The sequence below is a fragment of the Pseudomonas sp. genome (genome assembly GCF_035554175.1).
In the GTDB taxonomy this organism is placed as follows: domain Bacteria; phylum Pseudomonadota; class Gammaproteobacteria; order Pseudomonadales; family Pseudomonadaceae; genus Aquipseudomonas.
In genome coordinates, this window is sequence record NZ_DATMIV010000022.1 from 23,540 (window position 1) to 36,536 (window position 12,997).

General features: G+C 61.8%; 9 protein-coding genes and 1 tRNA gene. 8 read left to right on the forward strand and 2 right to left on the reverse strand.

The genetic code is table 11. The features are described 5' to 3' along the window. The first annotated feature begins 121 nt into the window (after positions 1-121). From VNV36_RS11500 to pgaD, 5 genes are all read left to right on the forward strand, one after another. Positions 122-1,627 (forward strand): YdgA family protein, encoded by a 1,506-nt coding sequence (locus VNV36_RS11500; protein ID WP_325717863.1) that lies wholly within the window; start codon positions 122-124, stop codon positions 1,625-1,627. A gap of 235 nt (positions 1,628-1,862) precedes the next feature. Further along, on the forward strand, positions 1,863-4,343 hold the full coding sequence (pgaA, locus tag VNV36_RS11505; RefSeq protein WP_325717864.1) for a poly-beta-1,6 N-acetyl-D-glucosamine export porin PgaA: 2,481 nt from the start codon (positions 1,863-1,865) through the stop codon (positions 4,341-4,343). 12 nt (positions 4,344-4,355) lie between these two features. Next, positions 4,356-6,353 (forward strand): poly-beta-1,6-N-acetyl-D-glucosamine N-deacetylase PgaB, encoded by a 1,998-nt coding sequence (gene pgaB, locus VNV36_RS11510; RefSeq protein ID WP_325717865.1) that lies wholly within the window; start codon positions 4,356-4,358, stop codon positions 6,351-6,353. Between the two features lies 1 nt (position 6,354). Next, positions 6,355-7,710 carry a poly-beta-1,6-N-acetyl-D-glucosamine synthase gene (gene pgaC / locus VNV36_RS11515; protein WP_325717866.1) on the forward strand — a complete coding sequence of 452 codons (1,356 nt, stop codon included), beginning with the start codon at positions 6,355-6,357 and terminating at the stop codon, positions 7,708-7,710. Then, complete coding sequence (gene pgaD, locus VNV36_RS11520) at positions 7,707-8,237, forward strand: poly-beta-1,6-N-acetyl-D-glucosamine biosynthesis protein PgaD (RefSeq protein WP_325717867.1); 531 nt, start codon at positions 7,707-7,709, stop codon at positions 8,235-8,237. The genes pgaC and pgaD overlap by 4 nt, the downstream gene beginning before the upstream one ends. 133 nt (positions 8,238-8,370) lie before the next feature. Here the strand turns inward: pgaD and VNV36_RS11525 are convergent, their stop codons facing one another. Further along, complete coding sequence (locus tag VNV36_RS11525; RefSeq protein ID WP_325717868.1) at positions 8,371-9,894, reverse strand: FAD-dependent oxidoreductase; 1,524 nt, start codon at positions 9,892-9,894, stop codon at positions 8,371-8,373. A gap of 138 nt (positions 9,895-10,032) precedes the next feature. Here VNV36_RS11525 and VNV36_RS11530 point away from each other — a divergent pair, with 138 nt between their 5' ends. Together VNV36_RS11530 and VNV36_RS11535 are read left to right on the forward strand one after the other, a co-directional pair. Continuing rightward, positions 10,033-10,593, forward strand: coding sequence for a YbhB/YbcL family Raf kinase inhibitor-like protein (locus VNV36_RS11530; protein WP_016772253.1), 561 nt, complete (start codon positions 10,033-10,035; stop codon positions 10,591-10,593). Positions 10,594-10,639: 46 nt separating this feature from the next. Beyond that, entirely contained in the window at positions 10,640-10,909 is a 270-nt protein-coding gene (locus tag VNV36_RS11535; RefSeq protein ID WP_325717869.1) for a hypothetical protein, read from the forward strand. A gap of 77 nt (positions 10,910-10,986) precedes the next feature. Here VNV36_RS11535 and VNV36_RS11540 read toward each other — a convergent pair. Then, a tRNA-Arg gene (locus tag VNV36_RS11540) sits at positions 10,987-11,063 on the reverse strand. A gap of 431 nt (positions 11,064-11,494) precedes the next feature. Between VNV36_RS11540 and gabD the strand changes: the two genes are divergently transcribed. After that, entirely contained in the window at positions 11,495-12,937 is a 1,443-nt protein-coding gene (gene gabD, locus VNV36_RS11545; protein ID WP_024011131.1) for an NADP-dependent succinate-semialdehyde dehydrogenase, read from the forward strand. Positions 12,938-12,997 lie beyond the last annotated feature (60 nt).

Genomic DNA, 12,997 nt, shown 5'->3' on the forward strand with positions numbered 1-12,997 from the left:
GGCCGTCCCCGCGCCCGGTGCTAATCTCCACCGCTCAATTGCGCACAGTCGAGCCGCGACCCGATCCCGGGTTCAAGGAAGACGACTTCATTCACCGCCACGGAAATCGATCGGGTCATTCATGAATAAATCAGCAGGCGTGCTTCTCGGAATTGTTGTGGCCATCGGCGCCATCAGTGTTGGTGGGGCGTGGTACACCGGAACCAAGATCGAAGGCGTACTGAACAACGCCGTCAACAACGCCAACAAAGAGCTGCAAACCGCCATGGCCGGCTCCAACGGCACCGCATCGCTGGAGCTGGTGTCGCTGGAGCGCCACACCTTCACCAGCACCGCGCACTATCGCCTCAAAGGCGAAGGCGAGATGTTCGGGGATGCCCCGGTCGAACTGCTGTTCGTCGACCACATCGAACACGGCCCGCTGCCGTTCTCGCGTCTGGTGTCGTTGAAGTGGTTGCCGGTCATGGCCACCAGCAACTACGAACTGGAAAAGAGCCCGGCCACGGAAAAATGGTTTGCCGCCACCAACGGCGTCGCGCCGCTCAAGGGCGTGACCAACATCGGTTACGACGAATCGACCACCAGCACCCTCAATCTGGTGCCGTTCGAAACCGCGCTGGATGAGCAGTCGAGCCTGAAGTTCTCCGGCCTGAGCATGGACATCTCCGCCAGCGCGCAGGCGCAGAAGGTCAAGGCCGATGGTTACATGGACAATCTGAAACTGGTCACCGTGTCTGAAGACCAGGCGCCGGTGCAGGTCGAACTGAACGGCCTGACCCTGGCCAGCAATCTTGCCAAGAGCAGCTACGGCTACTACACCGGGGAAAACACCCTGGAAGTGACCAGCAGCAAAACCGCTTTCGGCGCCAAGCCGATGGTGCTGGGCGTGAAAAACTTCGAAATGAAGAACCGCACCGAAGAAAACGGCAGCAACGCCTCGGGCCGGGCCGACTACAAAATCGGCGAAGTGACGCTCAACGACAAGAAAGTCGGATCGGCAGCCATGGCCATGAGCCTGAAGAACCTCGACATTCCTTCGACCCTGTCGCTGATGCAGATCTACCAGACCAAGTTGCAGCCGTACGAAAAAGCCGCCGCTGAAGCCGCTGCGCAGGGTCTGCCAGCACCGGAGCTGAACCTGACCGAAGCGGAAAACGCCCAGGTCAAAGCCGATCTGCAAAAACTGCTGGCCGCCGGCCCGCAACTGGCGCTGGAGAATCTCTCGTTCAACACCGCCAACGGCGAAAGCCGCGCCAATCTGGTGATCGACCTGACCAAGCCGCAATCGATGGATCTGCCGCCGGATCAACTGGGCAAGCAGCTGATCGCGCTGCTCGACCTGAATATTCAGGTGTCCAAGCCGATGCTGGTCGATCTGCTCAGCGTGCAGGCGCAACTCGATGGCCAGACTGACGCCAAAGCCATCGTCGATCAGTCAAAGGAAGCGGCGGACATGTTCGCCGGCATGGCGGTCGGCTCGCAACTGGCTGTCGCCGACGGCACCAATGTGGTGACCAAGCTGCACTACGCGGCCAATCAGGTCGAATTCAATGGCCAGAAGATGACCGTCGAGCAGTTCATCGGCTTCCTCATGAGCAAGTTTGCCGGCGTCACCCAAGAGCAATAACCCACCGCGCGCCCTCCAGACGCCCGGCCCCTGTGTGAACAGGCGCCGGGCGTTTTGCTGTCCGGGTTTTATACGCTCTGACTGATTCTGAACAATTATTGCGATGTGAAAATTCGTTCTCGCTTGCGTGCAGACTGCCTCACCAAGCTTGGCCGAAGGCTGTTTCTGTCGGCCACCGTTACGAATGGGCAAGGAGGGCATTGCGACCCGGCTGGCCATGTAAGGATGCTGACGAATGCCGCGTATAGATGGTCCTGTATTACATCGTGGTTTGCGCCCTTTGTTCCGATTGGCCCTGTGCAGCCAGTTGCTCTGGCCGCTGCTGGCGTTGGCCGACGCACCCTACGACGAGATGGTGCGCGATGCCCGGGCCGGGCATTACACGCCTGCGTTGACGCTGTTGCGTCAGGTGCCGCCGGGCCAGGCCAGCGACGGACAGGTCAGCGACCATCTGCAAATCGCCAGTTGGGCCGGGCTCGATGCCGAAGTGGTCAAGGTTTATGAAACCCAGGGCCGCGACCGCGTCCTGCCGGTTCAGGCGCTGACCGCTACAGCGCGTGCCTATCGCAACCTCAAGCGCTGGGATCAGGCCACCCAGGTGTACAACAAGGCGCTGGCGCTGGAGCCGGACAACGCCGACCTGCAACTGGGCCTGGCCCTGACTCAGGCCGATGCCGGCAAACCCGACCAGGCAGTGACCCGCGCCCAGGCGCTGGTGGCAGCCAAACCCGATGATCCGTCACGGCGCCTCGCCCTGGGCTACGCCCTTGGTCGTGCCGGCAAACACTACGACGCACTCTTCGAGTTCGATCAGGCTTTTATCCGCGCCGGCAACAAACCGGAAGTGGCTCGCGAGTACGTGGTCGCCCTGCAAAAGGCCCGTCTGCCCGAGCCAGCGTTGCGCCTGGCCAGCCAACGCCCCGGCCTGCTCGATCCAGTCACTCTGCGTCGCCTCGAAGGCGATCTCGCTGCCGAACGCGTCCGTTTGGCCGAACTGGCCACCCGCAGCGAAAAGGAACGCTACGTCATCGCCGATCGCGCGCTGGCCGACTACGACAAACTGCTCGCCACCTGGACACCCGACGCCACCGCCCACGACGACGTGACGCGCTGGCGCATCGACCGCATGGGCGCACTCAAGGCCCGCGCGCGCACCGCCGAGGTCATCAGCGATTACCAGAAGCTGCAAGCCGAGGGTGTGCAGATTCCGACCTACGCCCTGCGTTGGGTTGCGGCGTCTTATCTCGATCAGCGCGAGCCGGAGATCGCCACGCAGCTTTATCGCCAGGTGCTCGCCGCCCCGGACGCCGATGTTGGCGATCGTCTCGAAGACACCACTGCGCTGTACTACTCGCTGCTGGAAAGCGACCGCGCCGACGAGGCGCGCAAGGTCGCCGAAGACGCAGCCAAATCCCAGCGTCCGCGCGTCGAGCTCAAGGGCCTGCCGATCGGCAATCCCAACGATGAGTGGATGGACGCCCAGCAACTCGCGGCCCAGGCCGGTACGTACAGTGCCGACTTGCCCCACGGCGAGAAGCGCTTGCAGACCCTGGTCGAACAGGCGCCGGGCAACCTTGGCTTGCGTCTGGCCCAGGCCGATCTGTACCTCGCTCGCCAGTGGCCGCGCCGGGCCGAAAATCAGCTCAAGGAAAGCGAGAGCATGGCGCCGCGCGATGTGGGCCTGGAAGTGGCGCAGGCGCGTACCGCGATGGAACTGCAGGAATGGCGGCAGAACGATGCACTGGTCGACGACGTGGTCGCGCGCTATCCGGACAACCGTCAGGTGCAGCGTCTGGCTCGCGAGCGCGAGGTTCATGACATGGCCGAGCTGCGCGTCGAAGCCTACGGCGGCAAGGCCAACGGTGGCGGCAGCGGCGATGCCGGTGCGGTCAGCGGCAGTCGTGATTTTGGTATCCAGAGCACCCTGTACAGCCCGCCGATCAACGAAGACTGGCGGGTGTTTGCCGGCGCCGGTTACGCCACCGGTGATTTCGCCGAAGGCACCGGCCACCACCGCTTCCAGCGTGTGGGCCTGGAACGGCGCACCCGTGACATGACCCTCGAAGCCGAAGTGTCGAATCATGACTATGGCTTCGGCGACAAGCAGGGCGCGCGACTGGCGATTGCCCGCGATATCAACGATCACTGGCAATACGGCGGCAGCCTTGAATACCTGTCGGCCGAAACGCCGTTGCGCGCGCTCAACAGCGACATCAAGGCCAACGGCGGCAGCGCGTTCCTGCGCTGGCGCGCCAATGAAAGCCGCGAGTGGCGCGTGTCGGTCAGCCCGTCGCACTTCAGCGATGGCAACAACCGCGTAGAAGCCTTACTGACCGGGCGCGAGGGTATCTACAGCGCGCCGAACATCCAGGTCGACGCCGGCCTGGAAGTGGGCACCAGCCACAACTCGAAATCCGACGACGTGCCGTACTTCAATCCGAAATCCGATTTCAGCGTGATGCCGCTGCTCAACGTCAACCACGTGCTCTACCACCGCTACGAGACTTCCTGGAGCCAGCAATTCCAGGCCGGTGCAGGCACTTACAGCCAGCGCGACCATGGCACCGGCGGCATGGCATTGCTCGGTTATGGCCAACGCTATGCCTGGAACGACGTGTTCGATGTGGGCGCCATGTTCAGTGTGATCAACCGGCCCTACGACGGTGATCGGGAAACTGATCTGCGTCTGCTCGTCGACCTCACTTTCCGCTTCTAGAAGAGTTTGAAGATGCCTTTTATCTCGCCTTTCATCCTTCTGCTGGGAGCGCTGCTGATCAGCGCCTGCGCCCAGCAAGCCCCGGCCTTCGCGCCACCCTCCGAGCGCCCGCCCGTAGCCAGTGAGCAACCGTGGCCGAAAAACCATGTGCTCGGCCTCGCCTATCACGATGTCGATGACCGTGACCCCGATCAGGCGGTGGTGGCGGTGCGTACCGAACGCATGATCGAACAACTCGCCTGGTTGCGTGAGAACGGCTACCAACCAGTGACCGTCGACCAGATCATGGCTGCGCGCAAGGGCGGCCCCGAGCTGCCGGCGAAAGCGGTGCTGCTCAGTTTCGACGACGGTTACGCCAGCTTCTATACCCGCGTGCTGCCGGTGTTGCGGGCCTACCACTGGCCTGCCTTGCTGGCGCCGGTCGGCACCTGGATCGATACACCGCTGAACCAGCCGGTGGATTTCGCCGGCACGCCGCGCAAGCGTTCGGACTTCCTGACCTGGGAGCAGGTGCGCGAGATTTCCAGATCCGGGCTGGTGGAAATCGCCGCCCACACCGACGCCAGCCACAAAGGCATCCTCGCCAACCCGCAGGGCAACCTGCAGCCGGCCGCCGCGACCCGGCGTTATGACCCCGTCAGCAAACGCTACGAATCCGAAGCCGATTTCCAGGCACGCATTCGTACCGACGTGAAGAACATCTCCGAGAAGATCCGTAAGGTCACCGGTCAAAAGCCGCGTGTGTGGGTGTGGCCTTACGGCGCTGCTGACGGCACGTCGCTGACCGTAGTCAGCGAGGAGGGCTATGAAATGGCCCTGACCCTGGACGACGGTCTCGACACCCTCGATAACCTGATGAGCGGGCCGCGTTTCCTCGTCGACTCCGATCCTGACGGTGAGCATTTCGCCAACAGCATCGTCGCGGTGCAGGCCGATCTGGCGATGCGCGTGGTGCATGTCGATCTGGATAACGTCTACGACCCGGATCCGGCGCAACAAGAGATCAACCTTGGCAAACTGGTTCAGCGCATGGCTGACCTGGGCGTCAGCACGGTGTTCCTGCAAGCCTTCGCCGATCCCAAGGGCGACGGTCTGGTGCATTCGCTGTACTTCCCCAACCGTCACCTGCCGGTGCGCGCGGACCTCTTTGACCGTGTCGCCTGGCAACTGCGCACCCGCGCCCATGTGAAGGTCTATGCGTGGATGCCGGTGCTGAGTTTCGAGCTGGATTCAAAGCTGCCGCGCGTGACCCGCTGGGACCCGAAAACCGGTACCACATCGGTCGATCCGAAGCAGTACAAACGCTTGTCGCCATTCAATCCCGAGGTTCGGCGGATCATCGGTGAAATCTACGAAGACGTGGCGCGCCTGACCTCGGTCGACGGCATTCTCTACCACGATGATGCGGTGCTTTCGGATTTCGAAGACGCCACACCTGAAGCGTTGAAGGCCTACGTCGCCCAGGGGTTGCCCGGCTCGATCGCGGCGCTGCGCGACGATCCGGCGGCCATGCAACGCTGGACGCGGTTCAAGAGCCGTTACCTGATCGACTTCACCAACGAACTGACCGCCAAGGTTCGCGCCATTCGCGGCCCGCAGGTACTGACTGCGCGCAACATCTTCGCTGAACCGATGCTCAATCCCGACAGCGAAGCGTGGTACGCACAGAATCTCGATGACTTCCTCGCCACCTACGACTGGACGGCGCCGATGGCGATGCCGCTGATGGAAAACCAGACCCTGGCAGAGTCCGGCCCGTGGCTGGAAGCGCTGGTCGCCACGGTGAGGAAACGTCCCGGTGCGCTCAACCGCACGGTGTTCGAATTGCAGGCGCGGGACTGGAAGAAAAAGGATCAGGCCGACATCGATGCCGCGCATCTGGCGGACTGGATGGGCCGCCTCAAACGTCAGGGCGCAACCAGTTTCGGCTACTACCCGGATAACTTCCTCGACGACCTGCCGGACCTGAAAACCGTAAGGCCTGCACTCTCCAACAAATGGAATCCATAACATGCTGGATAGACTGTTAGCCCTGCTTGTTCTGGCAATCGTCCTCGGCGTTCCGCTGGGGCTGATCTTCCTGGTAACCGGCCAGTTCCTGATGTCATTCGTGTTCTTCTACCCGCTGTTCATGTCCGGGTTGTGGATCGCCGGCGGCCTGTATTTCTGGCTGCACTGGGAGCGCCACTGGCCATGGCAGGACGACACGCTGCCGCCGCCGCTGGAAGGCGAGCCGCTGATTTCGATCCTGATCCCTTGCTACAACGAAGGCGATAACGCCGCTGATACCATCCATGCGGCGCTGGCGCAGCATTACCCGAACATCGAAGTCATTGCGATCAACGACGGCTCCAGGGACAACACGGCTGAAGTCCTCGACGCGCTGGCCAAGGAAGATCCGCGCTTGCGGGTTTTGCATCTGGCGGAAAACCAGGGCAAGGCTGTGGCCCTGCGCATGGGTGCGATTGCTGCGCGCAGTGAGTATCTGGTGTGCATCGATGGCGATGCGTTGCTGGCGCCGAACACCGCGGCTTACCTGGTCGCACCGATGCTGGATAACGCGCGCCTCGGTGCGGTGACCGGCAACCCGCGCATCCGCACACGTTCGACGTTGATCGGGCGGGTGCAGGTCGGCGAGTTCTCTTCGATCATCGGACTGATCAAGCGCACGCAACGGGTGTTCGGACGCATCTTCACCGTCTCCGGTGTGATCGTCGCGTTCCGCCGCACCGCATTGAACCGGGTCGGCTACTGGAGCCCGGACATGATCACCGAAGACATCGATATCAGCTGGAAGCTGCAACTGGATCACTGGAGCATCTTTTACGAACCGCGCGCGCTGTGCTGGATCCTCATGCCGGAAACCCTCGGCGGCTTGTGGAAACAGCGTCTGCGCTGGGCTCAGGGCGGCGCCGAAGTGCTGTTCAAGAACATTCGCGGCATCTGGCAGTACCGCCATCGTTACCTGTGGCCGCTGTTGTTCGAATACTGCCTGTCCACCGGTTGGGCGTTCACCTTCCTGCTATCGGTGATTTTCTGGGGCATGGGCAAGTTCATGGTCATGCCGGAGGCGATCGCCGTGAATCATCTGATGCCGCCAGCCTTCACCGGGCTGTTGCTGGCGGTGGTCTGCCTGCTGCAGTTCGCCGTCAGCATCATCATCGATCGCCGTTATGAACCAGGTCTGAGCAAGACCCTGTTCTGGGTGGTCTGGTATCCGCTGGTGTTCTGGCTCGTGAGTCTGCTGACCACCCTGGTCAGTTTCCCCAAGGTGTTGTTCAGCCAACACAAAAAACGCGCGCGCTGGGTCAGTCCTGATCGGGGCATCCGACCGCTCGGCGACGATCAGGAGGAGGTCATCAAATGAAAATCATCCGGACTCGCCAGCGACCCTTTCTGGTGGTGATCGACGTCATCCTCACCGTGATGGCCTGGGTTGGCCTGCTGTTTCTGTTGGCGCGCGGGTTATGGCCATTGGTCGAAACGACCGGCGGGCCACGCATCGACCATTCGGCGTTCGATGCCCTGGGCACCTTGCAGGTTTATCTGTGGGTGGCGCTGGTCAACGCGTTGATCCTGGTCGGCTGGGCGCGTTATCAACAACGCAAAAGCCGCAGCTTCGCCCAGCGCCGCTTGCCGTCGCCGGTGATTGGCGATGAGGGATTGAGCAAAAGCTTCAAGCTGTGTGATGAGCGTTTGCAGAAACTGCGCGCGCCTGGGGTAATGACCATTCACAACGATCAGGATGGCGATATCAGTCACGTGGAAACGCATTTCTGGCCAGTTCAGCAAGGGACGCTACCGCCGCCGCTGGCGCCATTGGAGCATCCGCGGGTGATTTTTCTGCATGCCGAGGACGATGACCAGCGCGAACCGGAGAAGCGCCCGACCTGATCTCCACGCAAACCCTGGAGGAGCTGGGTAGGAGCTGACGAGTGCAACGAGGCTGCGATCTTTTGATCTTGTTTTTAAAAGATCGCAGCCTCGTTGCACGCGTCAGCTCCTACACCGCTCCTACGGATGATTGTCAGGCCTGAATCAGCGTCCAGGCTTCTTTCATCGGTAAAGGTTGTTTCATCCGCTCGGCCAGCATCGCCATTGCGCGTTGCCTGTCGCACGCCACCGCCGCGACGACGATGCCGTTCTTCGCGAACAGGCCAATGAATGGCGGCTTTTCCGGCTCGCCGTTGAACTCGACTTCGTCCCATTCTGCAGCGTGACCGAGATAGTCATAGTTCTTGCCGAAGTGATAGGTCCAGAAGAACGGCACATCCAGATAATGCTCCTCGCCGCCCAGCATGTTGGCGGCGGCAATGCGCGCATGTTGCTGGGCCAGGCGCCAGTGCTCGATACGCGTGGGCTGCCCGCTCAGCGGGAACGTGGCGATATCACCGACGGCCCACAAACCATCAGCCACGCGCATACCGTCATCGACGCGCAAGGATTGGTCGTCCTCTTTGGGTAATGAGTCGAACGCCTTGGTCGCCGGATGAACGCCGACTCCGGCGAGAACCAGATCTGCCGCCAGGCGCAAACCATTGTCCAGCAGCACGGCCTCGACCTTGTCTTCGCCGAGGATTTGCGCGGCTTCATGTTCGTTGATGAATTTCACCCCATGCTCTTCGTGCAGTGCGCGGATCGCCTTGCCCACGGCTTCGCCGAATTGCTTGGCGAAGGGGGTCGAATGGCGTGCCAGGACGGTGATGTCGAGGCCGTATTCGCGCAGGGCCGATGCACATTCGAGCGCAATGAAACTGTCGCCGATGATCACCGCGCGCTGACCGGGTTGGGCGCCTTGCATGATCTGCTCAGCCTGGGCTTTCGAACGCAGCACGAAAACGTTGGCCAGTTCTGCGCCGGGCAGTTTCAGCGGATTGGGCGCGCCGCCGGTAGCGAGTACCGCGGCGTCGTAGCGCAGGATTCCACCATTGTTCAGGTGAAGCGTTTTGTCTGGGGCGTCGAGTGAAGTGACTTCGCCTCGCACGCGTTCGATGCGTTGCGCTTGATAGAACGCCTCATCGCGCAGGGGCGGGGTTTCTTTCGCCGACATTTCCCCGGCGAGAACAAATTTGCTCAATACCGTGCGGTCGTATCCGGCATCAGGTTCGCCGTCGACCATTACGATGCGCCCGCCAAAACCTTTCTCCCGCAGCGCCGCCGCGCAAGCCGTGCCTGCCGCCCCGGCGCCGACCACGACGAACGTTCTCGGATCGTCGGCGGGCGGGGTGTGCGGATCGGGCAAAGGCTGGTCATCGACCCAGACTTCATCACCGCGCAATTCCAATGGATAACGCTTGAGACTGTCGAGCGACGGCGGCTCGCACAGCCCGCCGTCCTCGGCGCGATACGCGGCTTTATGCCAAGGGCAGACCAGACGTCCGTGACACAGCGCGCCCTCGGCCAACGGCGCACCGGCATGCGGGCAGAGACCCTGAAACGCACGCAATTCCCCGTCGGCACGCAGCAGGACAAGCTTGCTGTCGCCGATTTCAACTTGCAGGCCACGGTCATGCGGGACATCGGTGAAGCGGGCGACACGGTGCAGGGACATCTTCGGCTTCCTCGCAGGTATTTCTCTTGTGAGTTGGCGTATCCGCGCCAGGTTCAGCCATTTGCTACTGCCAAGGCACCAACGGTACAGCTATAGTTTGCGGGCCGACGACGGCCTCACTGCACAAGGTGCTCCCGGATGACCCGATTGACCTCTCTCAACCCATGGCTGGCGGCCATCGCCGTGACCCTTTGCGTGCAGTTCCCGGCGCAGGCCCAGGAGCGCTTCACCCTGAGCATCCCCGGCGTGTCGGATAACCGTCTGTTCACCTCGGCAGCGGCCAGCGATGCGCCTGGGTGCGGCGGCAAGAACCAGTCGCCGGCGCTGAGCTGGAACGCCGGCCCGGCCGGTACCCAAAGCTACGCCATCGTCATGCACGACCCGGACGGCCAGAAGGGCCTGGGTGTCGATCACTGGATTCACTATGGGATCAAACCCACCACCCACCAGATCGCGGCCGGCGTCGGCGCCAAATCCGCGCTCGAAGGTGTCGGTGGCACCAACAGCAAAGGCAACACGCACTACATGGGCCCGTGCCCGCCAGTGGGCGACAGCGCGCACCATTACATCATCCAGATCTACGCCCTCGATCTCGCCCCGGACGCTCTGCCTGCCGGCCTGACCCGCGCCGAACTGATGGAAAAAATCAAAGGCCATGTGCTGCGCAACAGCAGCGCGGTGCGGCGTTATCACCGCTGATTGTGTGCCGCTCACGGGCGGCGGACTGCCCCGAATCCCCAGTCATTTGGCATTGCCCCGCGAAAACGCGCACTATCGAGCTATTGCCAATGCGCTGGAGGACCCCGTGGCAGCAAAAATCGACCGCATCGCCCAGCTACTCAACTGCCCGGAAAAGGGCGAACAAATGCGGCGTGCAGTGACCGAATCGCGTAAGGAATTTCTGCTGAACCAGCCGGAAGAAGACCTCGTTGATGAAGACGAGGTGTTCGATGAGGTTGAGGAGGAGGGGGATGACGACGATGAATATGATGAGTTTGACTGGACGACGGAGTGACGTCGGTCCAGCGTTTTTGCCATCGCCCACAAAAAAGCCCCGGACCATCACAGTCCGGGGCTTTTTCGTTTGATTCATGGCGCACCAGGCGGGATTCGAACCCACGACCCCTGCCTTCGGAGGGCAGTACTCTATCCAGCTGAGCTACTGGTGCAGCGGGCGACATCATACCTAGGTCGGCTCGGGGCGTCCATGCCGGTTTTGGCGGGTTTTGTCAGTGTGCGTGTCGGCGCGAATTGCTGCATTCCATAAAGCGGTAACGTCCTGCAAAACCCTCGCTTGGCGCTTTGCCGAGGCTGTTCTAAGGTTTCTGCGCAGCGACGGGATTCGGCACGTTGATCTGAAAAACGGCATTTTTGTTCTTTTTTTCGAACGACCTATTGTCCTTTACCCCCTTTGAACCTACGATCCGTTTGAGATTTCAAACGCTCGTTGAGGGGATGTTGCAGCGCAGTTGCGCCCGATCGCGCACTGTTCACGCGCCACAGTCCGCTCACTGATTTCCCTGACGGCAGCCTTGCGAGGCGCCTTTCTACAATCATAATTTGCTCCGCGCAGGCCGCGGTGCTGTTAAGGAAAGCCGACATGCAGCTTAAAGACACCCAGTTGTTCCGCCAGCAAGCCTTCATTGATGGCGCTTGGGTCGATGCGGACAACGGTCAGACGATCAAGGTCAACAACCCGGCCACCGGCGAAATCCTCGGCACCGTGCCGAAGATGGGCGCCGCTGAAACCCGCCGCGCCATCGAGGCCGCCGACAAGGCGCTGCCGGCCTGGCGTGCGTTGACCGCCAAGGAGCGTGCCGGCAAGCTGCGTCGCTGGTTCGAGCTGATGATCGAGAACCAGGACGACCTCGCGCGCCTGATGACCCTCGAGCAGGGCAAGCCGCTGGCCGAAGCCAAGGGCGAAATCGTTTACGCCGCGTCGTTCATCGAGTGGTTCGCCGAAGAAGCCAAGCGCATCTACGGCGATGTGATCCCGGGCCACCAGCCGGACAAGCGCCTGATCGTGATCAAGCAGCCGATCGGCGTCACCGCCGCAATCACCCCGTGGAACTTCCCGGCGGCGATGATCACTCGTAAAGCCGGCCCGGCACTCGCCGCTGGTTGCACCATGGTGCTCAAGCCGGCTTCGCAAACCCCTTTCTCCGCTTTCGCCCTGGCTGAACTGGCTCAGCGTGCGGGCATTCCGGCGGGTGTGTTCAGCGTAGTCTCCGGCAGCGCCGGCGACATCGGCAGCGAGCTGACCAGCAACCCGATCGTGCGCAAACTGTCCTTCACCGGCTCGACCGAAATCGGTCGCCAGCTGATGGCCGAGTGCGCCAAGGACATCAAGAAAGTCTCGCTGGAACTGGGCGGCAACGCGCCGTTCATCGTGTTCGACGACGCGGACCTGGATAAGGCCGTCGAAGGCGCGATCATCTCCAAATACCGCAACAACGGTCAGACCTGCGTCTGCGCCAACCGTCTGTACATCCAGGACGCGGTCTACGATGCGTTCGCCGAGAAGCTGAAAGTAGCTGTGGCCAAACTGAAGATCGGCAACGGTCTGGAAGACGGCACCACTACCGGCCCGCTGATCGACGAAAAAGCCGTGGCCAAGGTCCAGGAGCACATCGCTGATGCGGTAAGCAAAGGCGCGACCGTACTGGCGGGCGGCAAGGCGATGGAAGGCAACTTCTTCGAGCCGACCATCCTCACCAACGTGCCGAAAAACGCGGCCGTGGCCAAGGAAGAAACCTTCGGTCCGCTGGCGCCGCTGTTCCGCTTCAAAGACGAAGCCGAAGTGATCGCGATGTCCAACGACACTGAATTCGGTCTGGCCTCGTATTTCTATGCGCGCGACCTGGGTCGGGTGTTCCGTGTCGCTGAAGCGCTGGAATACGGCATGGTCGGCGTCAACACCGGGCTGATCTCCAACGAAGTCGCGCCGTTCGGCGGCATCAAGGCCTCGGGCCTGGGCCGTGAAGGTTCCAAGTACGGCATCGAAGACTACCTGGAAATCAAATACCTCTGCCTGGGCATTTAAGCCGGGAAAGGGATTGCTGCAAACGCAAAGGGCACGAGAGCGCTGTCCCTTTGCGTCGTT